At 71.2% G+C, this 22,377-nt stretch carries 21 protein-coding genes; 9 read left to right on the forward strand and 12 right to left on the reverse strand.

The window, feature by feature from the left end; translation table 11 throughout:
- Positions 1-167: 167 nt before the first annotated feature.
- Both ACIHAA_RS29010 and ACIHAA_RS29015 read left to right on the forward strand, forming a co-directional pair.
- The gene (locus ACIHAA_RS29010; protein WP_399822283.1) at positions 168-1,172 is read left to right on the forward strand and encodes an EamA family transporter; all 1,005 of its coding nucleotides are present in this window, start codon (positions 168-170) and stop codon (positions 1,170-1,172) included.
- Positions 1,173-1,347: 175 nt separating this feature from the next.
- Complete coding sequence (locus ACIHAA_RS29015; RefSeq protein ID WP_399822285.1) at positions 1,348-2,298, forward strand: DMT family transporter; 951 nt, start codon at positions 1,348-1,350, stop codon at positions 2,296-2,298.
- A gap of 146 nt (positions 2,299-2,444) precedes the next feature.
- Here the strand turns inward: ACIHAA_RS29015 and ACIHAA_RS29020 are convergent, their stop codons facing one another.
- Together ACIHAA_RS29020 and ACIHAA_RS29025 are read right to left on the reverse strand one after the other, a co-directional pair.
- On the reverse strand, positions 2,445-3,038 hold the full coding sequence (locus ACIHAA_RS29020; RefSeq protein ID WP_399822287.1) for an FMN-binding negative transcriptional regulator: 594 nt from the start codon (positions 3,036-3,038) through the stop codon (positions 2,445-2,447).
- Between the two features lie 22 nt (positions 3,039-3,060).
- Complete coding sequence (locus tag ACIHAA_RS29025) at positions 3,061-3,519, reverse strand: hypothetical protein (RefSeq protein ID WP_399822289.1); 459 nt, start codon at positions 3,517-3,519, stop codon at positions 3,061-3,063.
- Between the two features lie 47 nt (positions 3,520-3,566).
- On the opposite strand from ACIHAA_RS29025, the gene ACIHAA_RS29030 reads away from it, so the two are divergent.
- On the forward strand, positions 3,567-4,043 hold the full coding sequence (locus tag ACIHAA_RS29030; protein WP_399822291.1) for a DUF3307 domain-containing protein: 477 nt from the start codon (positions 3,567-3,569) through the stop codon (positions 4,041-4,043).
- Here the strand turns inward: ACIHAA_RS29030 and ACIHAA_RS29035 are convergent.
- Positions 4,030-4,266: a recombinase gene (locus ACIHAA_RS29035; protein WP_399822293.1), complete on the reverse strand. Its 237-nt coding sequence runs from the start codon at positions 4,264-4,266 to the stop codon at positions 4,030-4,032. The two genes, ACIHAA_RS29030 and ACIHAA_RS29035, sit on opposite strands and share 14 nt — an antisense overlap.
- 154 nt (positions 4,267-4,420) lie before the next feature.
- Between ACIHAA_RS29035 and ACIHAA_RS29040 the strand changes: the two genes are divergently transcribed.
- Both ACIHAA_RS29040 and ACIHAA_RS29045 read left to right on the forward strand, forming a co-directional pair.
- Positions 4,421-5,602, forward strand: coding sequence for a tyrosine-type recombinase/integrase (locus ACIHAA_RS29040; RefSeq protein WP_399822295.1), 1,182 nt, complete (start codon positions 4,421-4,423; stop codon positions 5,600-5,602).
- On the forward strand, positions 5,599-8,088 hold the full coding sequence (locus tag ACIHAA_RS29045; RefSeq protein ID WP_399822296.1) for a tyrosine-type recombinase/integrase: 2,490 nt from the start codon (positions 5,599-5,601) through the stop codon (positions 8,086-8,088). The genes ACIHAA_RS29040 and ACIHAA_RS29045 overlap by 4 nt, the downstream gene beginning before the upstream one ends.
- A gap of 21 nt (positions 8,089-8,109) precedes the next feature.
- Here ACIHAA_RS29045 and ACIHAA_RS29050 read toward each other — a convergent pair whose 3' ends face one another.
- From ACIHAA_RS29050 to ACIHAA_RS29065, 4 genes are all read right to left on the reverse strand, one after another.
- A complete protein-coding gene (locus ACIHAA_RS29050; RefSeq protein WP_399822298.1) occupies positions 8,110-8,700 on the reverse strand; it encodes a hypothetical protein in 591 nt (196 codons plus the stop codon).
- Between the two features lie 94 nt (positions 8,701-8,794).
- Complete coding sequence (locus ACIHAA_RS29055) at positions 8,795-11,029, reverse strand: tyrosine-type recombinase/integrase (protein ID WP_399822300.1); 2,235 nt, start codon at positions 11,027-11,029, stop codon at positions 8,795-8,797.
- A complete protein-coding gene (locus ACIHAA_RS29060) occupies positions 11,016-12,167 on the reverse strand; it encodes a tyrosine-type recombinase/integrase (RefSeq protein WP_399822302.1) in 1,152 nt (383 codons plus the stop codon). The genes ACIHAA_RS29055 and ACIHAA_RS29060 overlap by 14 nt, the downstream gene beginning before the upstream one ends.
- A gap of 178 nt (positions 12,168-12,345) precedes the next feature.
- Positions 12,346-13,038: a pyridoxamine 5'-phosphate oxidase family protein gene (locus tag ACIHAA_RS29065; protein WP_399822305.1), complete on the reverse strand. Its 693-nt coding sequence runs from the start codon at positions 13,036-13,038 to the stop codon at positions 12,346-12,348.
- A gap of 36 nt (positions 13,039-13,074) precedes the next feature.
- Between ACIHAA_RS29065 and ACIHAA_RS29070 the strand changes: the two genes are divergently transcribed.
- On the forward strand, positions 13,075-14,406 hold the full coding sequence (locus tag ACIHAA_RS29070; RefSeq protein ID WP_399822307.1) for an aminotransferase class I/II-fold pyridoxal phosphate-dependent enzyme: 1,332 nt from the start codon (positions 13,075-13,077) through the stop codon (positions 14,404-14,406).
- A 51-nt stretch (positions 14,407-14,457) separates the two neighbouring features.
- On the opposite strand, the gene ACIHAA_RS29075 is transcribed toward ACIHAA_RS29070, so the two are convergent.
- Complete coding sequence (locus ACIHAA_RS29075) at positions 14,458-15,396, reverse strand: LysR family transcriptional regulator (protein ID WP_399822309.1); 939 nt, start codon at positions 15,394-15,396, stop codon at positions 14,458-14,460.
- 126 nt (positions 15,397-15,522) lie between these two features.
- Here ACIHAA_RS29075 and ACIHAA_RS29080 point away from each other — a divergent pair, with 126 nt between their 5' ends.
- Positions 15,523-16,785: an MFS transporter gene (locus ACIHAA_RS29080; RefSeq protein ID WP_399822310.1), complete on the forward strand. Its 1,263-nt coding sequence runs from the start codon at positions 15,523-15,525 to the stop codon at positions 16,783-16,785.
- Positions 16,786-16,883: 98 nt separating this feature from the next.
- Here ACIHAA_RS29080 and ACIHAA_RS29085 read toward each other — a convergent pair whose 3' ends face one another.
- Positions 16,884-17,363, reverse strand: coding sequence for a pyridoxamine 5'-phosphate oxidase family protein (locus ACIHAA_RS29085; protein ID WP_399822312.1), 480 nt, complete (start codon positions 17,361-17,363; stop codon positions 16,884-16,886).
- A gap of 163 nt (positions 17,364-17,526) precedes the next feature.
- Between ACIHAA_RS29085 and ACIHAA_RS29090 the strand changes: the two genes are divergently transcribed.
- Positions 17,527-18,177, forward strand: coding sequence for a cysteine hydrolase (locus tag ACIHAA_RS29090; RefSeq protein WP_399822314.1), 651 nt, complete (start codon positions 17,527-17,529; stop codon positions 18,175-18,177).
- A gap of 13 nt (positions 18,178-18,190) precedes the next feature.
- Here the strand turns inward: ACIHAA_RS29090 and ACIHAA_RS29095 are convergent, their stop codons facing one another.
- On the reverse strand, positions 18,191-18,706 hold the full coding sequence (locus tag ACIHAA_RS29095; RefSeq protein ID WP_399822316.1) for a Rieske 2Fe-2S domain-containing protein: 516 nt from the start codon (positions 18,704-18,706) through the stop codon (positions 18,191-18,193).
- Positions 18,707-19,349: 643 nt separating this feature from the next.
- Here ACIHAA_RS29095 and ACIHAA_RS29100 point away from each other — a divergent pair.
- Entirely contained in the window at positions 19,350-20,405 is a 1,056-nt protein-coding gene (locus ACIHAA_RS29100; protein ID WP_399822318.1) for a collagen-like protein, read from the forward strand.
- A 56-nt stretch (positions 20,406-20,461) separates the two neighbouring features.
- On the opposite strand, the gene ACIHAA_RS29105 is transcribed toward ACIHAA_RS29100, so the two are convergent.
- The gene (locus ACIHAA_RS29105) at positions 20,462-21,277 is read right to left on the reverse strand and encodes a helix-turn-helix domain-containing protein (RefSeq protein WP_399822320.1); all 816 of its coding nucleotides are present in this window, start codon (positions 21,275-21,277) and stop codon (positions 20,462-20,464) included.
- Entirely contained in the window at positions 21,274-22,047 is a 774-nt protein-coding gene (locus ACIHAA_RS29110) for a peptidoglycan-binding protein (protein WP_399822322.1), read from the reverse strand. Before ACIHAA_RS29110 ends, ACIHAA_RS29105 begins: the two co-directional genes overlap by 4 nt.
- Positions 22,048-22,377: the final 330 nt, after the last annotated feature.

Consider the following 22,377-nt stretch of genomic DNA (forward strand, 5'->3'; position numbering starts at 1 on the left):
GCTGCCGGAGGTATTCCCGGCGCCGCGGGTGGCGGACCGGGGGCAGCCTCTCGCGTAGCCCCGGGGGCGGCCGTCGGCCCGGGTCCGGCGGCGGCGCGTCCACTCCCTGAGACGTTTCAGGGACAGGTGCAATCAGGGGTGACGCTCATGTCGCCGCCTGCCATTCTGTGCCGATGCATACGTCTCAGAGGGCGCGGGCAGACCGCGGCCGGGGCGCCGGGCTGGGGCTCGCCCTGGTGTCCGCGGTCGCCTTCGGGGGGTCGGGTGTCGCGGCCAAGCCGCTGATCGAGGCAGGCCTTGACCCGCTCCATGTGGTGTGGCTGCGGGTCGTGGGCGCCGCCCTGGTGGCGCTGCCGCTCGCCGTGCGCCACCGTGCGCTGCTGCGGGAGCGGCCCGCCCTGCTCGTCGGCTTCGGGCTGCTCGCCGTGGCCGGTGTCCAGGCCTGCTACTTCGCCGCGCTCTCCCGTATCCCCGTCGGAGTCGCCCTGCTGATCGAGTACCTCGCACCCGCGCTGGTCCTCGGCTGGGTGCGCCTGGTGCAGCGGCGGCCCGTCACCCGCGCCGCGGCGATCGGCGTGGTGCTCGCGGTCGGCGGTCTCGCCTGCGTCGTCCAGGCGTGGTCGGGGCTTCGCTTCGACCCCGTCGGAGTACTGCTCGCGCTCGGTGCGGCCTGCTGCCAGGTCGGCTACTTCGTCCTCGCCGACCAGGGCGGCACGGCGGGCCGGGAAGCCCCCGACCCGCTCGGGGTCATCGCGCACGGGCTGCTCGTCGGGGCCGTGGTCCTGACCGCCGTCGCCCGCCCCTGGACCCTGGACTGGTCCGTCCTGGCCGCCGACGCGGACCTGGACGGCACCCCGGTCCCGGCCGCCCTGCTGCTGGCCTGGATCGTGCTGATCGCCACCGTCCTCGCCTATGTCACCGGGGTGCGGTCCGTGCGGCGGCTCTCGCCCCAGGTGGCCGGGGTCGTGGCCTGCCTGGAGGCGATCGTCGCCACCGTCCTCGCCTGGGTGCTGCTCGGCGAGCACCTCTCGGCGCCGCAGCTGGCCGGTGGGGCGGTCGTGCTGGTCGGGGCGTTCATCGCCCAGTCCTCGGCACCCGCCGAGGGACGGGCGGAACCGGTGGCGAGCGGGGGCGCGGAAAGGGAGTTGTCGGCCCGCGGTACGGCCGCCTAGGGTACGGGTCATGCATTCGGACGCACTCGTTCTTCCGCCCCCGGCCGCCTGACGGCGGGCCCCGGAATCCACGCCCGGCACACCGCCGGGCGGAACGGTGCTGCCCGCAGATGAAGTCCACGGCCCGACCGACCGGGCCCTTCCGAACTTCTTTTGCATCTGCGGAGACCACAACATGCCGAAGGCAACCTCCGGCCTGCCCGTCGGGCGAGGCCTGCTCTATCTGATCGTCGCCGGTGTCGCCTGGGGCACCGCGGGCGCGGCCGCCTCACTGGTCTACCGGACCAGCGACCTGGGCCCCGTCGCCCTCTCCTTCTGGCGCTGCGCGGCCGGGCTCGTACTGCTGCTCGCCGTCCGCCCGCTGCGCCCGCGCTCCCGCCCCGCCGCGCCGGGGCCGCTGGGGCCGAGGGCGCTGCGGGCCACCGCGACCGGTCTCGGGCTCGCCGTCTTCCAGACCGCCTACTTCGCGGCGGTCTCTGCCACCGGCCTTGCCGTGGCGACCGTCGTCACCCTCGGCGCCGGGCCCGTGCTCATCGCGCTCGGCGCCCGGCTGACCCTGGGGGAGCGGCTCGGCCGGGGCGGCGCGACCGCCGTCGTCGGAGCGCTCGCGGGGCTCGGTGTGCTGGTCCTCGGCAGCGGCGAAGCGACCGTACGCCCATGGGGTGTGCTGCTCGCGCTCGTCTCGGCGGCCGCCTACTCGGCGATGACGCTGCTCACCCGCCGGTGGGGCCGCGACGGTGCTGCCGACGCGTCGGGCACCACGGTGGGCGCGTTCACGGTCACCGCCCTGGTCCTGCTGCCGTTCGCGCTGGCCGAGGGGCTGGTGCCGCACACCGCCGACGCGGTGCGCCTCGGCTGGCTGGTCGCCTACATCGCGGCGGTTCCCACGGCCCTGGCCTACGCCCTCTACTTCGCGGGCGCCGCCGTCGTACGGTCCGCCACGGTGTCCGTGGTGATGCTGCTGGAGCCGGTCAGCGCGGCGGTACTCGCCGTCGCCCTGCTCGGCGAGCACCTCACGGCGGCGACCGCGGCGGGCACCGCGCTGATGCTCGGCTCGGTCGCGGGTCTCGCGCTGACCGAGGCGCGGGGGACGCGGACGCCGGAAGGGGACGCGGTCACCGTGTGACGGAGGCGGAGAGACGGAGAGGCGGAGAGGCGGAAGGAGTGGCGGCGGGGTCGGACGGCGGCATCCGGGCGGCAGGATGCGCACCGGAGCCGGAGCCCCGCTCAGTGGCGGGCCCGTGCCGGTGGCGGGCCCCAGGAGTCGGGGGCTCAGGCTCCGCCTCTGCGCAGCAGGTGCTCGCGGGCCGCCGCGTCCCCCGGGCCGCCCCGCTCCGCCAGCCCCTCCGCGATGCGCTCCCGCACCGGATCCGCCTTGCTCCCCGCGTACTTGAACTTCGCCCGGACGCCCGTCACTTCGAGCCGTAGACCGCGGATGCCCGCCAGCATCCGGCCGTACGGGTCCTCGCCCGCCGCCGCGCGGGCCGACCCCCCTTCCGGCTGGAAATGGCCGAGTTGGCGGTTGAGCAGGTCCGCCTTCTCCTCGGGGCCGTCCACGACATGGGCGGTGCATCTGAGCTGGACCGCCGCGTAGAAGCTGGTGGGCGTCCCGTGTTCGGCGGGAACACCGGGGGGCGCCTGCCAGGGGCCCGGGACGTACACATAGTCGTCGACCACACTCAGCAGCACATCGGGGTCGGTTTCCAGGGCCGCCCAGAGCGGGTTCGGCCGGGCCAGATGACCGACCGCCTCGCCGGCCGCCGCGTCGTAGGCGAAGTGCAGCGGCTGGACGTACGGCGGCTCGCCCGGGAGTCCGTTGACGGCGAGCTGCCCGAAGTCGTGGGCGGCCAGCCTTCTCTGCACCATGTCCTGGACTCAGGCTGGGCGGTTAGGGCATCTGGAACCCGATCTCAGCAAGCAGGTCGCGTGTAGTGAGGACTTCGATCCCGCGGTCTCGCGATCGATTGGTGAGGCGCTTCTCGTTCGTGACGAGTGCGCACTTTTCGAAGTCCGCCGTGACAGCGATCAGAGCGTCGCGGGTGTGGTCGATGTTGCCGGACCGCAGCGCCTCGGTGACTTCCACGTCGTCGTGGAAGCGGCAGAAGTCCAGTCGCGAGTAGTCCAGAGCAGCCGCGCCAGTGGGGACAAGGGTGCCGAGGTCACAAAGGAGCAAGAGCAGGAACGAGCGGCGATCCAGGTCCGGGATTGCTGCGAGCTCGTCGATGTTGACGTGCGTGATCAGAAGTTCGATCTTGCCGTCGTCGATCGCGGACCTGGTGGCCTCGTAGGCACCCGGGCTGTCAGCTATCGGGTCGATGGCGTTGGAGTCGAGCACAAAGCGGCGCATTCCGCAGACGCTACTGGTCGCAGCCTCGCATTCGCAGGTGGTTTCTGATGACCTCCATCGATCAGGTTGCGACGCTGGCGACGTTCGGGACGGCGTGGGCGGTGCTCTCTGTCGCTCACAATCTCGCTGATCACGTGATCGGGCAGACCGACCACCAGGCGGCGGGCAAGGCGGCGCCGTCGACGATTGAGATCGCCGACGGCGTGAGCCCGCGGCGGGGCTGGGGTGCGTGCCTGAGGCACGTCGCCCAGTACCACCTGGTGATGGCCGCGATGCTGGCCCTGGTGTGGGCCGTCCTTCCGCTTCAGATGTCCTGGACCGGCCTGGCGGCGGGGCTCGCCGTCTCGGTGGTCACGCACGCCTTCTTCGATCGCCGGTGGCCGGTCCGCTGGCTTCTGGAGCACATCGGCTCCAAGGGCTTCGCGGAGCTGAAGGCGGCCGGGATGAACGGCATGTATCTGACCGATCAGGCCCTGCACCAGACCGCGCTTCTGGTGTCCGCACTGCTGATTACACGTCTGTGACCTGGGGATTCTGATGAGGAATCACAGGCATCCCGAGCGAGACCGGATTGCTTCGCTGGAACCGACGGGCTTGCTCGCGCTTGCTCCGCAGGAAGGTGAGGGTGAGGTCGAGTCCTTCGATCTCACCTCGCCAGTCCTCCTCGACAGCGCGTTTGCGGCGGGCGACGAGGTCCTCCTCCAGTTCGTCGAGGCGGGGCAGCATCTTCGGGTTGATGCTGAGCATCGGGCAGCGGATGCCCCGTTGACTGAACGAACCCTAGAGATTGCCCAGTTCAGTGGGCGGATGGAGTCATCGAGCACTACGGTCACCGGTCGTGATGAACGATGCTCCCCGACGAGATTTGGCGGCCCTGGTGGTTCCCCGGTGGGGTCGGCTGATGGAGACCGGCAACCGGTACGAGCCGTACCGGCTGATCGATCCCGACGGAGCGGCCGTCGAGGCAGTCGCCGTCTATTTCCAGGAGTTGCTGGCCGCGGGGAAAGCGCCGTCAACGGTTCGTTCCTACGGGATGGATCTTTTGCGGTGGTGGCGGTTCCTGCAGGCCGTGGACGTTTCCTGGGACCGGGCGACCCGTCGGGAGGCCCGGGACTTCAGCTGCTGGATCCAAGAGACCGTCAAACCCAGGAAAATCAAGGCCCAGGGCCCACGAGCGGTACGGGGAGCCGGTGCTGCGAACCCGGTGACCGGGAAGCCGTCGACCGGATCCGGGTACGCTCCGGCCACCGTCGTGCACAGCGAGACAGTCCTGCGCCGGTTCTACGATGTGCACCGCGATGCGGGGACCGGCCCGCTGCTCAACCCGTTCCCGCTGGATCTGTCCCGCCGCTCTGGGCGGGCTCACGCGCACCACAATCCGATGGACGGCTGGAGGCCCGAGCGGGTGGGCCGCTACCGGCCGAGCCTGCCGCGGCGGATCCCGCGATCGATTCCGGAGGCATGGTTCAAAAAGCTGTTCGCGGCGCTGCCCTCCAACCGCGACCGGGCCTTGGTCGCCTTCTGGATCTCCACCGGGGTGCGGGCTTCGGAACTGATCGGCATGCGTCAGCGCGATGTCGACCCTGGCCAGCAGTTGATCAGCGTGGTGCGCAAGGGCTCGCGGGCGGTCCAGCAGGTGCCGGCGTCGGCGGACGCATTCGTATGGTTGCGCCTCTACCAGCAGGAGGTACAAGGCCAGGTCGCGCGAGGCCGCACCCAGCCGGTGTGGTGGACACGGCAATACCCGATCCGACCCCTGACCTATCACGGTGCCCACCGGATGTTCGAGCGCGTCAACGCCTCGCTCGGCGCCGACTGGACCCTTCATGACCTGCGGCACAGCGCGGCCGCCCGCATGGTGCGCGACCCGAAGTTGACGCTGTCCGACGTGCAGTGGGTGCTCGGACACGCTCACCTGTCTGCCACGGAGGTATATCTGACGCCGCACAAGGACGAGGTCGTGGCCGGCGTGCTGGCGCACCACGCACGTCAGACCCGCGAGAACGTCCAGCCGGCGCCTCCGCCGCCGGCACCGGGCTACGACCCGGCGGCGCTGGACGTCCTGTTCGGGCGCTCGTCATGACGGCCGTCGTCAAGCACGCGACGCGCAAGACGTTGGAGATCACGAACGCGACCGCGGAGCAGGCACAGGCGCGGAACAGCCGGCTGCGGGAGCAGTTCCCGGCCCGGACCGCGGAACGGTGGTGGTCCCAGACCGCGCAGTCGTCTGAGGAGACGCTGCGACGCCTGACGGCGCCGCCGTTCCTCCCTGCGGCGAACGGCACCCGAGCCGGACGCCGCCGTGGGGTGACCAAGCTGCTGCACTGGCTGTCGAGCCAGCCCGGGGATACGTGGCAGCAGCGCTGGATGGCTACGGGGGCCGAGGACTTGTGCGGAGCCGCCTGGGTGGAGCTCCCACAGCGGTGGTTGAGCGAGCGCGGGCCCTCACCGTCGCATGACCGGGAAGACCTGACCTCTGGGCTGCTCATGCTGATCTGCGGAGACGTCGTCCGTCCTGCTCTGCCGTGGATGCTCACCCGCACGCACCGGTATCTCGCCTCTGTGATGGCCGAGGTTCGAGACCCGGACGGATTCGCGCGCCTGCACCAGCTGGCCGCCGCCGGGCCAGCGAGCTCGCGCAAGGATGCGCAGATCGCCGCGACGCGGATCGCCACTCTGCTGGCCTGCAAGGGCGGACGGATCGGCGACATCACCGTCGGCGACTGCGTGGAGCTCGTCGATACCCAGCGCCGGGTGCACGCCCGCGGCGGGCAGAAGAAGGTCGACTTCTACCTGCGGCTGCGGGCCATGGGCATCTTCCCCGAGGATGCCCCGGCCACGATTCGTGCCTTCGGGCTCGCTCTGGGCCAGTTGAGCATCGAAGAGTTGGTGGACCGCTACCGGATCCGGTGCCAACCGGTACGCGACGTGATCGTGGACTATCTGCGCGAGCGCCAACCATCGCTGGACTTCGCCAGCCTGGACGCGATCTCGCGCACGCTCGCGGGCCTGTTCTGGGCCCGGATCGAAGCTCTGGCGCCGGGAATCGACTCACTGCGGCTGCCCCCGGCGGTGGCTCGCGCCTGGAAGAACGACCTGAAAGTCAAGAAGCGCAACGTCGTTGGCCCCGACGGCAAGAGCGTCGAGGTCTCCAGCCCGCGACTCAACGCCAAGGACGAACTCATGCGCGTCCGAGCGTTCTACCTCGACATCGCGCAATGGGCGGCCGAGGAACCGGCCCGCTGGGGGACATGGGCCGTGCCCTGTCCGATCAGCGACGACGAGATCCACAAGGCAAAGGAACGCAAGAGACGCAAAGCCCGGATGGATCAGCGCACCCGCGAGCGGCTTCCCGTCCTTCCAATCTTGGTCGGCACCACCGACCGGCGGCGCCGTGAAGCCGCCGGCCTGCTCCAGGCGGCGGGAGACACCGAGTCCGGAGAACTGATCCCCGGCACCGGCGGGGCCCTGCGCAGAGCCATCGCTCCGAAGGCCGCAGGCCACCTCACGTGGGCCGAAGAGACCTCCAGCGGGCGCCGACGGAACCTGTCCTATGAAGAAGAGGAAGCCTTCTGGGCCTTCGCCGCGATCGAGGTCCTGCGTCTGACCGGCGTTCGCAACGAGGAACTCCTGGAACTTACGCACCACAGCGTCACCCAGTACCGGCTCCCAGTCACCGGCGAGGTCGTCCCGCTGCTGCAGATCGCTCCGTCCAAGACCGACACCGAGCGACTCCTGTTGGTCAGCCCGGAACTCGCCGACGTCCTCAGCGCCATCATCAGTCGACTGCGCGGCCCCGGCGGGATGGTTCCGCTGGTGGCCGCTTATGACGTCCGCGAGAAGGTCTGGAACCCGCCGATGCCGCTGCTGTTCCAGCGCGGCATCGGCTCCGAGCACCGCGCTTTCACGCCGACCGCGATCCGCAAACTGCTGATCAATGCGCTGGCCGCGACGGGGCTGACCAACGCCGAAGGTGAGGCACTGTCCTTCTCTCCCCACGACTTTCGAAGGATCTTCGTCACCGACGCCATCATGAACGGACTGCCCCCACACATTGCCCAGGTCATCTGCGGTCACAAGAGCATCGACACCACGATCGGATACAAGGCGGTCTACCCTGCCGAGACGATCGAGGCCCACCGGGCGTTCATCGCCCGCCGACGGGCCTCCCGTCCCGGCGAGGAGTACCGGATCCCGACAGAGGAGGAGTGGGACGCCTTCCTCGCCCACTTCGAGAAGCGGAAGGTGTCCCTCGGCACCTGCGCACGCGCCTTCGGATCCCCCTGCGTCCATGAGCACGCTTGTGTCAGATGCTCGCTCCTCCGACCAGATCCGGCCCAGCGGGAACGGCTTGCCGAGATCCACGACAACCTCATCGCCCGTATCGCCGAAGCCGAGCGCGAAGGCTGGCTCGGGGAGGTTGAGGGGCTCAAGGTCAGCCTCGCTGGCGCAGAGGCCAAACTCGCCCAGCTCGACAGCCGACCCACCATCCACCTGGGCATGCCAGACCTCAGCCGCATCGTCTCTGACACCATCACCTGGCCAGGACCGACCGATGAGAAGGGCTGAGGCGATGCATGACGTTGCTGGTCAGCGCCAGCCCGGATTGTCGTTCGGCAGGAAGGTTCCGAACAGCGACTCATAGGCGTCGCCCTCCCCTTCGTCGCCGAGCAGCACATGATCGGGCTCGGTTCTCGCAACCGCTTCTCGGAGCTTTGAGACCAGTTCTGCTGTGGACGTCAAGTCGAGAGACAAGGCGTCGGCCAGACGGGCGCGATGCTCATCAATGTCGGGCTCGTACTCCGCAAGGTCCCGTTCTAGGTGCCCTGCCGCAATCTGCATGGCCTCCACATCGCCCCCACCCGAGAACTTCAGGCAGTCGTGCCAGCAGGGAAGACCAATGATGATCTCCAAGGCCGCTGTCAGGTCGTCAGCTATCAGGCCGGCCTGCCCCTCGGAGCTGGCATACACCACGGGCTGTCGGCCGCCGGGTTCGCCGCACAGGAAGTACGTCCCACCAGCAGCATCACCAGCGAAACCCTTCAGCGGAGCGCCCGAGGACAGGCGGATGTTCTCCCCGTGATCACCGCGCGAGATGTCGAAGTCGAGGACGCCTTCAAGGAGGTTGGAAACATCCGGATTGCTCCGGATCAGGTCGAGTACATGATCGGCTGAAGTCACGGCGGGGACGATAACAAGAGGGGCTGACAGCAGACCGCCGCGGAAGCGAAATGGGCACCTCGCCATGAACGGAATGCGAGCGTCGGTCCCTCACTCAGAGGCTGGACCTTAGTTCAGAGAAGCAGGCGTGTTCGTGGGCGCAGGGCGTCCCGTAGGGGCGTCCGCAGGAGCCGAGTTCGACGCGCCGCTTGTCGAAGTGGTCTTGGAAGTCGGACCACTCCTCGGCGGTGGGTTCGCGGTACTCCTCCGCCGGGCGCACGGACCGGCGCTGCGCGAGGAACTGCTGGTAGTGGGTGATGACGTCTTCTTCGAAGACAGCGACGTAGCCACGCGTGGTTCGGATGTCGAGATGCCCGAGCAGAGCGGCCCCGATGTGGATCGGCAGGCCGTTGTTGACCAGCTCGGTGGCGAAGAGCCGACGGAAGTCGTGGGGCGCGAACTTCACGTTTTCGAACTCGGGGCGAGTGACGGCGAGTTCCTCGCAGGCGCGGCGGATGACTCGCCAGACGGTGGTGGACGACATGCCGCGCTGGCTGCCGCTGTGCCGAGTCTGGAACAGGAACGGCATGTCCTCGCTCCACACCTTCTCGTTCAGGTCGTAGCGAGCACAGATGGGAACGGTGCCGTGGACATCGCGGTGGCGCCGGATGATCTGGGCGATCACGTGGAACAGCTCGGCGGACATCGGGATGACGCGCTCGCGGTCGGTTTTCGAGGGTGTGATCACGAGCAGTGCGACGACCTCGCCGCTGGGCCGCTGGTATTGGCGGACGCTGAGGTGGGTGAGTTCGGCCAGTTCCTCGGCGCGCAGGCCGGCCAGCCGAAGCGTCTCAACAACGGCCCACTGCCAGAAGGCCAGGTTCTCCCGGTGCGAGACGCGTACCAACTCGCCAGTGGTGCGGTTGACGGCTCGCACCGGCCCTTGGTGGCGGTTTTGAGTGTGGGCGACCTTCAGCCAGGTGTCTCCGTCGTGGGTGAATTCCTCGCCGGGAGTAACCGACTCGGCGGCTTCGAGCAGTGCACGAGCCTGTTGCCAGGAGTCGTTGACGTGCCTGCTCAGGACCGGCAGCAGCGGCTGGCGGTCGCGGGTGCGGTTGGCCATGCGTTCCTGCAGACGCCGACGGCGCAGGTGGAACCAGCGCAGGTCGTTGTCGCGGATCGGGCAGGGGGCGACCCACTGGGACCAGCGTTCCGGTTCGGAGATCGCCCAGGACTGCATGTCCAGGTAGAGGGAGCGGACTGCGAGCAGGGGGCTGTCAACATCGAGGCGCGGCTTGCCGTTGGGCAGAACCAGCAGCCGCTCTTTCCAAGCAGTGAAAGTCTCCTCGCTCAGCCGCAGATCGGCCTGACCGGGGTTGATGTCCTCGATGATCTTCCAGAAGTTCTTGACCAGGTTGCTGGCGATTCCTCGCACCGAGGAGTAGTCGATTCCCACGCAGCGTCGCTGGAGGTAGTCCACCAGCAGGTCACGGACAGCGCGGTTGCGCAGCTGGTGTCGGTCGACGATCTCCTCGATGGTCAACTGCCCGCGGGTCACTGCGGCCCGCAGGGTGCGCGGTGCGGACGCCGGGAACACACCCATGTCGTGGAGGACAGGCCAGGCCAGCGTGGCAGCGAAGGTGCCCGAGCGCGGTCGGGAGTCGGCCAGGCCGTGGGAGCGGCATTCGACCGCGTAGTGCAGCAGGGCCTCGGGGGTCAGGTCCGCCAGGTCGATGCCGAAGACGGTCAGCGCGCAGCACAGATCGAACTTCGCCGTGTTCTTGCTGTTCTTGGAGACCGACATTTCCTCCACGCGTCGGCAGAACTCCTCCAGCAGGGGGTCGTCGGCGACGCTGCGGAACCAGGCCGGGTAGTTGTAGAAGCGGTTGGAGCGGAAGCCCAGCAGCGTGGGGCGGATCAGCCGCATCGCAAAGGCGCGGCCCCCTCCCGCATTGACCCGGTTGCGGGCTCGTGCATCGTCGCCACCGAGGTCACTGATGGGCCGACCGCCCTCATCGAACCCGGACGCCTCCCAGCGCTCCTGCCAGGTGGCCCCGGGGAATCGTTCGAGCTGCAGCAGGAAGTCGGTCATGTCCCGGCGATGGCTCCACTCGACACCAGGCCGGGCGGCGAAGTGGCGGGCGCTGACGGCAGCGACTTCGTTCACCGGCGCGCTGCCCAGCTCGCCCAGCGAGCGGGGCGGTCTGCGGGGCGCCGGAGGCGGCGCGGGCTTGATCGCGGTCGGTGTGAACTGGCCGACCGGCACCTGAGTGTCGGGATCGTGCCGCCGTACTCGGCTGGTGGTGTCGCCCTTCGTGCGCAGGCTGTCGCCGACCTTACTTCCCGGCACCGAACACCGCCTCGATGTCGTCGGCGGCGTACTGCTGCGGCCATGTCACCGGCTGGACGGGCCGGGCGTAGTGCTCGGCGAGCTTGTCGACCAGGTCGTCCAGGCGGACCGCGGTGTAGAGGCTGGTGGTGGTGATATGCGCGTGGCGCAGGATCGACTGAACTTCCACCAGCGTCAGCTTCGGGTCGCGAGCGAGCCGGGTGGCGGCGGTGTGCCGCAGGTCATGCAGCGTCCAGCTCGCTCCGATTCTCTCGTCGGCGCGCTGGATGACGCGGCGGGCTGCCCAGTAGGTCAAGGGCCGTGGATCGCCTCGCCGGGTTCGCCAAAGCGGCGTGTCAGTCTCTGGCAGACCGGCCTCGTCGAGGTAGCAGGCCAGGTGAGCGAGGGACTCCGGGGAGAGCGGAACGGGCTGCCGGGCGCGTGTGCCCTTGGAGATCACCCAGAGCTGGCCCTTCTGCCACTCGACATCCCCGAGCTGGACGCCGAGCAGTTCCGAGGCCCGTGCCCCCGACGAGATGTAGCAGGACAACAGGGCGCGATCCCGGGCGCAGTTCATCTGCGCGAACAACTTGTCCCACTGCTGATCGGGCATCGCCCGCGGCTGCCGGAGCGGAACCTTCGGCCGCAGACGGCCACGACGGTGCTGGGCACGGGCCTCGATCGGCGACCGGTGAGCCAACGCCGCCCGGCGAGCCCGGTTCTCCGGCACGGGATTGACCGCTGGACCACGGCCGAAGGGCTGGTGAAAGGAGTAGAAGCCGTAGACCGCCGACAGGTTGTGGGCGATCGTCGCCGGCGCATACCCCGGCCGCAGCGTCGGTTTCCCGGTCTGCGGGTTGACCGACCCGGCCGGGAGGCTTCCCGGCCGACGCTTCCGCTGGGGGTTCCGGGCGCAGCGGAGCCACCCCACGAGCGCGGCGACCTCTGCCTCCGTGGCCTGTTCCCAGCCGACGTCCAGGGCCCAGAGCACCCGGTACCAGCGCAGCAAGTCGTAGCCATAGCTGCGGCAGGTGAGCGGACTGACGTCGCCGAGCGTCAGGTCCCGCAGATAGCTGCTGACCGGCTGGATCTCCCGGTCAGCGGCATCCACGACGTACCACGGCAATGACGGCGTCATACCCGCCACCACCGCACCCACGCGGGGCAGTTGAGCCCGCCCGTCAATCAGGTCTCGATGAATCGAAGGAGCTTCATGCACACCGGAACTCTCCCGAGACGCAGCACCCCCGTCGAACCGATCAAGGAGTTAGTGCAGTCAACGGACCAGGTGTGCCACTCGGCGTCCTCGCGGGGTGCGTCCCAGGGGTGGATCAGCATCACAGCGCCGTCAGATAGTCCGGCAGCGCGACGCCGGGCGGGAGGTCCCCGTCGGGCTGCGGGGCGCCGTACGTCCTGTGGACCGGGACCACACCCGCCCAGTGCGCAAGCGCGAGGTCCTCGGGCTCGTCGTCCACTCCGCCCGTGCGCACCTTGGCGGAGACCTCGTCCAGGTCGAGCCTGATCACGGCGGTGGCGGCCAGCTCCTTCTTGTTGGCCGGGCGGGAGTCCGCCGAGCGGCCCGGCACCACATGGTCGACCAGGGCGTCCAGGGCGGTGCGCCGCTCCTCGGGGTCGGTCACCTGGCGGGCGATGCCGTGCACCACCACCGACCGGTAGTTGACCGAGTGGTGGAAGGCCGAGCGGGCCAGGACCAGACCGTCCACATGCGTCACCGTGAGACAGACCCTGAGCCCCTCGTCGCTCCCGCCCGACATGCGCAGCGGGCGCGACCCCGTCGAGCCGTGGACATAGAGCCGCTCGCCGACCCGCCCGTACAGCGTGGGCAGCACCACGGGCGCGCCGTCGCGGACGAAGCCGAGATGGCAGACGTATCCCTCGTCGAGGATCGCGTGCACCAACTCCCGGTCGTAGGAGGCCCGCTCCGCGGAGCGGGTGGGGACGGTGCGGTCGGTCGGCGGGTAGTCCGCGTGATCGGCGCGTGCTGGCGTCGGCTGCCCGGTCCCTCGCATGGGTGCTCCTGATTGCACTAGTGCATAATGGTGTTTGTGCTAGGAGAATATCTGATCGAAGGCCGGGGTGCAGCAGAGATCGCGGCCGGCATCGAGCGCGCGGTGGGCGCCGGAGGGCTGGAGCCGGGGCAACTGCTCCCGCCGCTGCGGAAGTTGGCGGACGAGCTGGGGGTGAATCCCAACACCGTCGCCGCCGCGTACCGGGTGCTGCGTGAGCGCGGGGTCATCGAGACCGCGGGGCGCCGGGGCAGCCGGGTGCGGTCCGTTCCGGCCACGACGGGCCGGGACCACATCCATGTGGAGGTGCCCGACGGGGTGCGCGATGTGTCGCACGGCAACCCCGACCCCGCGCTGCTGCCCTCGCTGGAGCGGGCGTTCGCGGCCGCCGCGGCCCGGGGCGACCGGGCGCCGGTCCTCTACGGAGATGTCGCCGTGGACCCGGAACTCGCCCGCCTGGCCCGGGCCGCGCTCCACGCCGACGGAGTCCCCGACGGACCGCTCGCCGTGGTCTCCGGATCCCTGGACGCCGTGGAACGGGTGCTCACCGCCCATCTCAGGCCCGGGGACACGGTCGCCGTCGAGGACCCGGGCTGGGGCAGGACCCTCGACCTGGTCCCCGCGCTCGGGCTGCGCACGGCCCCCGTCCCCGTCGACGACGAGGGACCGCTCCCGGACGGTCTGCGCGACGCGCTGCGCGCCGGGGCGCGGGCGCTCATCGTCACGGACCGCGCGCAGAACCCGACCGGCGCCGCGGTGAGCGCCGCGCGGGCGCACGCCCTGCGCGCGGTGCTGAGCGATCATCCCGGGACCCTGCTGATCGAGGACGACCACGGCCACGGGATCGTCGATGTGCCCCTGCACTCGCTCGCCGGGGTCACCCGGCACTGGGCCTTCGTCCGCTCGGCCGCCAAGGCGTACGGCCCCGATCTGCGACTCGCCGTGCTCACCGGCGACGGCGTCACCGTGGACCGGGTCCGGGGGCGGCAGCGGCTGGGGCCCGGCTGGGTGAGCCGCCTCCTCCAGCGGGCCCTGGTGCGGCTGTGGTCCGACGGCGCGGTGGACGCGGGGGCGGTCGCGGCGGCGTACGGAAGACGCCGCGACGGGCTGCTCACCGCGCTGGCGGCACGCGGGGTGGAGGCTCATGGGGTCAGCGGTATGAACGTATGGGTTCCGGTGCCGGACGAGACCGCCGTGGTGGCGAGGCTGCTGCACGCGGGCTGGGCCGTCGCCCCCGGCGCCCGCTACCGGATGAGCGCGCCACCGGGCATCCGGATCACCGTCTCGGGGCTGACGGAGGACGAGACCGGCCCCCTGGCGGACGCGGTCGCCTCGGCGCGCGGCCCGGGTCCGGCGCGCAGCTACGTCTAGCGGCCGGATCCGGATCCGGAAGGTGCGTTCACCGTCGCTGCCGTGTCCCGGTCACCGGGCCCAGGCAGGTACCCAGGTCCCGGTGTCCGTGCGGGCGGGGTGCGCGGAGTGGAGGTGGGCGCGGAGTGCGGTGAGTGCCGGGTGGGGGTTGGCGCGGTGCCACAGCAGTGAGTGCGGGTAGACCGGCTCCGGATCGCGCAGCGGGATACGGCGCAGATCGTGGTCGACGGGCCAGACCAGCCGGGTGCGGTCGCCGACGAAGGTGGCCAGGGACGCTGACCCGGCGAGGGCGTCCAGCAGGGGTTCGGCGCCGAAGTCGGGGCCGGTGATCTCGATGGTGAGTCCGAACGCGGCGGCCAGGGCGTCGTAGTAGGCGGCCGACTCGGTGCCGGTGACGAGCCCCGGCATCCAGAGGCGGTGCCCGGCCAGCTCGGCGGGGGTGACCGCGCGGGCGGCGGCCAGCGGGTGGGACGGTCCGGTGAGCAGCTGCACCGGTTCGTCGAAGGCCCGGACGGCGCCCACCTCGCCCGGCAGCCGTCGGCCGGGCATGGTGACGGCGCGGAAGGACGCGTCCACGGTGCCGGAGCGCACGGCGTCCACGGCCGTGTCGGCGTCCGGGAAGGTCACCACGTCGAGGTCCGCCCCGGGGTGGGCCCGGTGGAAGTCGCGCAGCACGGCGGCGGGCCCGAGCCGTCGGCCGATCACATCCACCCGCAGCGCGCGGCGGCCGGGACCGATGGAGGCGAGCGCCCGCTCCTCGGCGCGCAGCAGGGCGCGGGCGTGCGGCAGGAACGCCTGGCCGTCGGCGGACGGGACCGCTCCCCGCGCGGTGCGCGTGAACAGCCGTACGCCCAGCTTCCTCTCCAGCGCGGCGACACGCTTGGAGACGGCCTGCTGGGTGATCGACAGCTCGGCCGCGGCGTCCTGGAACCGCCCCGCGTCGGCGGCGGCCACGAAGGTGCGTACGGCGTCCAGATCCACGTCGCGCATACTAACGACACAACCGGTGGTTGTAGGTCGAGGCCGATCGGTTGTTTGATCCGGTGCGCACGACTCGCTTGGATGCCGGGGTCGGCAGCAGGACGGTACGGATTCGGTCGCGGGGTGCACAGGGCAATGGCGGGTGGGCGGGCGCTCGGGCGGCGCTTCGGGTGGCTCTGGGGGGCGTACGCGGTCAGCGCGTACGGCACCGGGCTCGGGTTCGGCGCGTTCCCCCTGATCGCGGTCCTGGTGCTGCACTCCGGTCCGGCCCAGGTGGCCGCGCTGGCGGCGGCGGGGCGGGCCGTGGGGGCCGTGCTCGCGGTGCCGCTCGGCCCCTGGATGGAGTTCCGCCGCAAGCGGCCGGTCATGATCGCCGCGGATCTGACCCGGTGCGCGGTGCTGCTGAGCGTGCCCGCCGCCTTCGCGTTCGGACGCCTCGGCTTCGCCCAGCTCCTCGTCGTCTCCGTGGTCACCGCCGCGGCCGACATCACCTTCAAGGCGGCCTGCGGCGCCTATCTGAAGTCGCTGGTGGAACCGGCGGACCTGCTCGTGGCCAACAGCCGCTTCGAATCCACGACCTGGAGCGCGACCGTGATCGGGCCACCGCTCGGCGGAGCGGCGATCGGGCTGTTCGGACCGGTCGCCACCGTGGTCGCCGACGCGGCCAGCTATCTGCTCTCGGCGCTGGGCCTCCGCGCCGTCGGCGGAACGGAACCGCACCCTCCCGGCACCGGCACACCGCGGCTGCGCGCGGGGGATCTGCTCGCGGGATGGCGGCACATCCTCGCCCACCCCCTGCTGCGCCCGCTGTTCTTCAACACCCTCGCGGTCAACGGCCTGATCATGGCCTCCGAACCCCTGCTCGCCGTCCTCCTGCTGGGCCGCCTCGGCCTCGCACCCTGGCAGTACGGCCTGGCGTTCGCGGCCCCCTGCGTCGGCGGTTTCGTCGGCTCCCGCCTGGCGCGCCCGCTGGCGGCGCGGTACGGGCAGCACCGGGTGCTCCTGACCTCCGGGGTGCTGCGCGCCTGCTGGTCGGTCGGGCTGGCGTTCGTGCCGCCCGGCGTCCCCGGGATCGCCCTGGTCATCGTCCTCCAGTTCGGCCTGGTGACCTGCTGCGGGGTGTTCAACCCCCTTCTGGCCACCTACCGGATGGAGCACACCGCCCCGGACCGACTGGCCCGCACCCTGTCCTCCTGGTCGGTGAGCAGTAGCGCCTCGATCGCGGCCATGACCGCCGGGTGGGGCCTGCTTGCCGCCGCCGTCGGCCCCCGTGCCGCGATCGCGGGCGCCGGGGTCCTCCTGCTGGCCACCCCGCTGCTGCTCCCGCGCCGCAAGGGCGCACTCCGGACCGGGCAGGCATCCGGTGCCGCGGTCCAGGAGGCCGTGGAGGGCGTCTGAGAGCGGGGCCGGTTCCGCTCAGCCGCGGCGTTCCGCTTCCCACCGCCGCTCCGGGGCCGGCCCCCGACCCGAGAGGCGAACCCGGCACCGAGGGCCCTTCAGGCGGCCCGCTCCACCCCCAGCTTGCGGAAGTCCCAGGAGACGACCTTCGCCGGGGTCAGGCGCAGCCAGGCGTGGCGGCCGTCGTACGGCATCTCCTCCAGCCCGAAGTACTTGCGGGCGAACAGGGTCTCGGGCAGGTCCAGTTCGGCGTGCAGCTCCCCGGTGCGGGGGCTCTCGCCCACGAAATCCATCGTGCCGGACAGCTCGGCGCCTCTCAGCTGCTCGTACTCCTCGCCCGTGTCCACCACCACCGCGACCCGCGGATTGCGCCGCAGATCGGTCCAGCGCCTGCTGCGCACCACGGAGTACAGCCACAGTGAGGCGCCGTCCCAGGCGAACCACAGGGCACTCACATGCGGAGTGCCGTCGGCCGAGACGGTCGCCACCCGGCAGGTGCGCTGGGCGGCGAGAAACGCGTCCAGTTCGACGGGCGTCATCATGATCTTCCGGCCCCGGCGCTGAGTGTCGGCCGCCATACGGTCCCCCTCTTCTTCTCCCACGTCGTGCCAGAGAGATCCTCTGACATCACGTCAGAAAAGAATGGGACGTCCCCGGCCTGCCTGCAAGAGCCGTCCTTCTTCCGTTCGCCCGCGCCCGCCGCTACCCTCGCCCGCCCGACCGCCGACGCCCGGGGGAGCCATGCCGTCGTACGAACAGCTCAGCGCACTCCTCGACCCGCAGAGCACGGTCCTGCTCACCGTCGAGTGCCAGCAGGGTGTCGTGGGCCCGGACGGCGCGCTGCCCGAACTGGCCCGGCAGGCGCGCTCCTCGGGCATGCTGACCCGGGTGGCCCTGCTGGTCGAGGCCGCCCACCGGGGCGGGGTCCAGGTGATCCACGCGATCGCCGAGCGTCGCCCCGACGGCCGGGGCGCGAACCGCAACGCCCGCCTCTTCCGCGCGGCCGAGCGGCTCCCGGTGCGACAGCTCTCCGGCACCACGGCGGTCCGTGTCGCGCCGCCGATCGAGGTGGCGGAGGAGGACTTCGTCGTACGCAGACTGCACGGGCTGTCGCCGCTGACCGGCACCGAGGTGGACACGCTGCTGCGCAACCTCGGCTGCCGCACCCTGATCGTCGCCGGGGTCTCGGCCAATGTGGCCGTCCCCAACACGGTCTTCGACGCCGTCAACCGCGGCTACACCGTGGTGGTGCCCACGGACGCCATCGCCGGGGTGCCTCCCGACTACACCCTTGCGATGGTCCGCAACACCCTCGCTCTGGTCGCCACGGTCGCGACCACGGACGAGGTGCTGGCCGCCCTCGACCCCCGGCGCCGCGGGACGCGGGACTGAAGCGGGCGGCCGGTCAGACGAGCTTGATGTCGCTCCCGGACACCATGATCTTCGCGGCGGGGAGCGCCTGCCGCGCCGGACCTTTCTGCACGCTGCCGTCGGTCGCGGAGAACTCGCTGTCGTGGCACGGGCAGATGATCATGCCGTCCGACACGTCCTTCACGGCGCAGCCCTGGTGGGTGCACTTGGACGAGAACGCCTTGAAGGTGCCCGCGGACGGCTGGGTGACCACCACGCCCTGCTCGCTGAAGACCTTGCCGCCGCCCTCGGGGATGTCCGAGGTCTTGGCCAGGACCGTGCCGCCGGAACCGCTCACGGCGCTGTCGCCGCCCGTACTGCCGTCGCCGGAGGGTGTGCTGCTGCTTCCGCCGGTGGCGGCGGGGTCCATCGGTGTGCCGGTGGCACGGGAGGAGGTGTCCTTCGATCCCCCGCACGCGGTCAGCGCGACGGCGAGTCCCGTCGCGCCGACCGCCGCCACCATCGTGCGGCGGCCCGGTCCCGAGACGGGGTGGAGCGATTCGCTGGTCATGCTGACTTTCCCTTCCACGGAATTGCCTGGAACTGCTGGGTGGTACGGCCTGTGGACAGTCGCTGTTCAGATGGTGCCGAGAACTTGACCGTTCGGGGATCAGGCGGGCGTCAGACACGGCCGTCGTTCCGCTGTCAGAGGGACACCGGGTGCGTCGTACGGCGTCCGGCCGCCGCCGGGGCCCCGCTGGGGCAGTACGGGGGCGCCGACGGGTCCGGCCCGGACCGGGAGAATTCCTGCCGGCCTCCGGAATACGTCTGACCGTACGGTTGAAAGCGGCTGGGGAGCCGTGCCGCGGAATGCGCGGCAAATAGCGCGATGATGGCTTTTTGTGATGGTCACGGATTTGTTGCTGGCTGCTAATCCGGGCGGCCGGGTGCGGCTCTGAAAGTAGCACTGAACCGGGCTGACCACGGGGAAGCGGGCTGGCTGGGTGACATTCGGGGGACGCATATCGGTGGTGTTCGCACGAATCCCGCCATGCCTCGATATTGACATTTCATGGCGGAACGGTGCGATTGTGTTCCGTATATGAACACTCCAGCTCGGCATTTTTCCTAATTATGGTACAGGAGAATTTCGCGCATGAGGACTTCACTTCGCAGGGCTCGCCTCAAGACCGTCGGTCTTCTGTCGGTCGCGAGTGCCCTGGTCGCAGGGCTTCCAGGGCACCACGGGTGCCCAGGGCGGGACGGGCGCGACGGGTGCCACGGGCGCGCAGGGCTCGGACGGTAACCAGGGGTCGCAGGGCTTCCAGGGCACGACCGGTGCCCAGGGTGGGACAGGTGCGCAGGGCGCCACGGGTCTCACGGGTGACACGGGTGTGCAGGGGGCCCAGGGCTTCCAGGGCATCTCGGGCAGCCAGGGCGGTACCGGCCCGCAGGGCTCCCAGGGCGCGATGGGTACCCAGGGCGCGACCGGCACCCAGGGCTCCACGGGTTCCCAGGGCTCCCAGGGTGTTCAGGGCGTGGCCGGGACCCAGGGCGCCGCGGGCACCCAGGGGACGCAGGGCTTCCAGGGCGCGACGGGCGTCAACGGCCCGCAGGGCTTCCAGGGCACATCCGGCGTCCAGGGTGCGACGGGCTCCCAGGGAGCCGCGGGTACGCAGGGCGCCACCGGTTCTCAGGGCTCCCAGGGTGTCCAGGGAGCGGTCGGCGCCCAGGGGGGCAACGGGCCGCAGGGCTCCACGGGTGCCCAGGGCACGACCGGCACCCAGGGCACCCAGGGCTTCCAGGGCTCGCAGGGCACCCAGGGTGCGACCGGTACCCAGGGTGCGACGGGCTCCCAGGGTGCGACGGGCTCCCAGGGAGCCGCGGGCGCTCAGGGCGCCAATGGGGCACAGGGTACGACCGGTGCCCAGGGCTCCCAGGGAGTGCAGGGGACGGCCGGTCCGCAGGGCTCCACCGGGTCTCAGGGATCACAGGGGACCAGCGGTGCGAACGGATCCCAGAGCGTCGTGGTGTCCAACACCCTCGCCGGACCGCAGGCCGCCGGTGTGTTCAACACGGTCGTCTGTCCGGCGGGCACGTTCGCCACGGGCGGCGGTGCCTACGACGTCACCACGGCGAATGGGCGGCTCGCGGCACTGCCCGGTGGCTCCCGCCCGGTCGGCTCGCCCCCCACCGGGTTCCAGTCCCAGCTTTCGAGCGCGACGGGCGGCGGCGACAACACGGTGGTGTACGTGATCTGCCGGTCGTAGCCTCCCCGGGCCGACAACCCGTACGAACCGCTGAGCCCCCTCCGCCCGGAGGGGGCTCAGCGGTTTCGTGCCCGACGGCTGACCTGTGTCCCCCGCGCGGTCACCGGCGGAAGCACTCCCCGCGCGCACCGCCCGCCGGTTCGAAGCACGTACCTGTCGGCGACGGCGGCGCGTTGGGGTCCCCCGCCGGGGGCCGCGATGTCGAGGGCGTCCCCGATGCGGGCGTGCCACAGCCGGGCCCAGGCGGCGGCGCACCGCGGGTTGTACCGGATCTCCGGCCGTGCACCGGTGGACGTGCGCTGCGCCGGGCCGAGCGCCCGGGCTTCTCCGGGCGTGCCGCGGCCCATGAGGCCGGGGTCCTCAGCCGTGCAGCCGGGGGCGGGCGGTGCCGTGCTGGTGGCCCGTACGACGGGATCCCCGGTGGCTTCATGGGCCCACGCGGCGACGCCCCCCACTGCTGCCAGGACACCTGCCGCGCAGGCGGCGGCGATGAGCGCCCAGGTGCGGTGCGGGGTGTCCGCCCCGTCGGGCGGGGTGCGGTCGCGGACGTCACCGGTGCCGGGCCGTGCCGCCGACAGGGGAGACGCGGGGCGTGTCGCGCTCCGGGCGCGGCCGGTCCCCTCCAGGTCGGCCGGCTCCCACAGCGCCGTCAGACGTTCCGGTGGCTCGGCCGCCAGCGTGCACAGGGCCACGACGGCCTCGCGCGGCGGGAGTTGCCTGCCGCTCAGGTAACGCTCCCAGGAGGACGTGCTGTACGGGCTGCGCGCGGCCAGCTCAGCCAGACTCAGGCCGGTCCGTGCCCGGAGGCCGCGCAACTCCCCGGCCAGCCGGGCGCATGCGGGCGCGCCCGCACCCGGCTGGGGCCCGCTCATCCCCGCAGCACCTGCCAGGTGTGGGGGCCCACGATGCCGTCGGCGGGAAGGCCCGCCCGCTGCTGGAGCCGCTTCACGGCCCGGGTGGTGTTCTCCCCGTAGACACCGTCCGCGCCGCCCGGATCGAAGCCCCGGTGGCGCAGCAGGCACTGGGCCTCCACGACCTCCCAGCCGGACTGGGAGAGAACGGCGCTGCGGGTGCTGCTGTAGCCCGCGTAGAGCAGTCCCTTCTCCCTTCTGACCGTGCAGGGGTAGGTCCTGCCGGGTGCGTAGGCGAAGCTCTGCCCGGACGGATCGGCCATCGTGTGTGCCGCCCCCACCGGGCCCGATCCGCCGCTCTCGTCGTCCATCCAGGGCGCCACGACCAGCAGACCGATGAGCAGCGCGCCGAGGACCGCGGCCGCGAAGACACCGACCGGCACCGCCCGGCGCAGGCCCCTCGGCCCCCTCCGCAGGGGGCCGCCCGGCGCCGTTCCGTCCGCGGCCGCCGGTTCCTCGGCGGCTCTCCGCCAGGACTCCCCGGCCACGTCGTGCAGGACCAGCAGCTGGGTCGGTTCCACGTTCGCCGCCCGCGCCAGCTCCTTCACCGCCTGCCGCGGCGGCAGCGCCTGCCCGTTGAGATAGCGCTTCCAGGAGGACCTGCTGCAACCGGTCCTGGACTGCAACGACATCAGGCTCAGACCACTGCGGTCCTTGAGTCGGCGCAGCTGGATCACCAGCTGCCGCCCCGGCTCGTCGAGAGAGTCCGGTACTTCGTTCCAACGCGACATGTCCACCCCACTCGCGTCAGGCCACCCGTGCCCAGTATCCCTCTCCTGGGTGCTCCGGTCCGCGGCTTGAAGATCTGTTTTCCCGGCGCTCGCCCCACGGCCGCGCCGGGGCGGTCCGCTGCCCGCCGCGCGCACCGCCTCCTCCCGTCCCGCCCCGGTGTCACGCGCCACGGCATCCCGGCAGGTGAACGGCCCCCCGTCCCGTCAACTGCTCATCGGGGCGCGGTTCCTGGCCCGGTTCCGGGACTGCCGTGCAGGCTCGATGGCGGGCCGGGCGGCAACGGTCCACCCACGGGGTGGCGCGGCAACCCCGCGCCGCCCAGTGAACGG

Source organism: Streptomyces sp. NPDC052040, from assembly GCF_044548405.1.
Classification (GTDB): domain Bacteria; phylum Actinomycetota; class Actinomycetes; order Streptomycetales; family Streptomycetaceae; genus Streptomyces.

What these genes read in the sequence shown, in the direction of transcription:
- ACIHAA_RS29035 (WP_399822293.1), bottom strand. Translation starts at nt 4,266, where the DNA reads ATGCTCAGCATCAACCCGAAGATGCTGCCCCGCCTCGACGAACTGGAG.
- ACIHAA_RS29080 (WP_399822310.1), top strand. Translation starts at nt 15,523, where the DNA reads ATGGCGGGTGGGCGGGCGCTCGGGCGGCGCTTCGGGTGGCTCTGGGGG.
- ACIHAA_RS29025 (WP_399822289.1), bottom strand. Translation starts at nt 3,519, where the DNA reads ATGCGCCGCTTTGTGCTCGACTCCAACGCCATCGACCCGATAGCTGAC.
- ACIHAA_RS29020 (WP_399822287.1), bottom strand. Translation starts at nt 3,038, where the DNA reads ATGGTGCAGAGAAGGCTGGCCGCCCACGACTTCGGGCAGCTCGCCGTC.
- ACIHAA_RS29090 (WP_399822314.1), top strand. Translation starts at nt 17,527, where the DNA reads ATGCCGTCGTACGAACAGCTCAGCGCACTCCTCGACCCGCAGAGCACG.
- ACIHAA_RS29105 (WP_399822320.1), bottom strand. Translation starts at nt 21,277, where the DNA reads ATGAGCGGGCCCCAGCCGGGTGCGGGCGCGCCCGCATGCGCCCGGCTG.
- ACIHAA_RS29065 (WP_399822305.1), bottom strand. Translation starts at nt 13,038, where the DNA reads ATGCGAGGGACCGGGCAGCCGACGCCAGCACGCGCCGATCACGCGGAC.
- ACIHAA_RS29045 (WP_399822296.1), top strand. Translation starts at nt 5,599, where the DNA reads ATGACGGCCGTCGTCAAGCACGCGACGCGCAAGACGTTGGAGATCACG.
- ACIHAA_RS29040 (WP_399822295.1), top strand. Translation starts at nt 4,421, where the DNA reads ATGGAGACCGGCAACCGGTACGAGCCGTACCGGCTGATCGATCCCGAC.
- ACIHAA_RS29015 (WP_399822285.1), top strand. Translation starts at nt 1,348, where the DNA reads ATGCCGAAGGCAACCTCCGGCCTGCCCGTCGGGCGAGGCCTGCTCTAT.
- ACIHAA_RS29110 (WP_399822322.1), bottom strand. Translation starts at nt 22,047, where the DNA reads ATGTCGCGTTGGAACGAAGTACCGGACTCTCTCGACGAGCCGGGGCGG.
- ACIHAA_RS29095 (WP_399822316.1), bottom strand. Translation starts at nt 18,706, where the DNA reads ATGACCAGCGAATCGCTCCACCCCGTCTCGGGACCGGGCCGCCGCACG.
- ACIHAA_RS29085 (WP_399822312.1), bottom strand. Translation starts at nt 17,363, where the DNA reads ATGGCGGCCGACACTCAGCGCCGGGGCCGGAAGATCATGATGACGCCC.
- ACIHAA_RS29075 (WP_399822309.1), bottom strand. Translation starts at nt 15,396, where the DNA reads ATGCGCGACGTGGATCTGGACGCCGTACGCACCTTCGTGGCCGCCGCC.
- ACIHAA_RS29030 (WP_399822291.1), top strand. Translation starts at nt 3,567, where the DNA reads ATGACCTCCATCGATCAGGTTGCGACGCTGGCGACGTTCGGGACGGCG.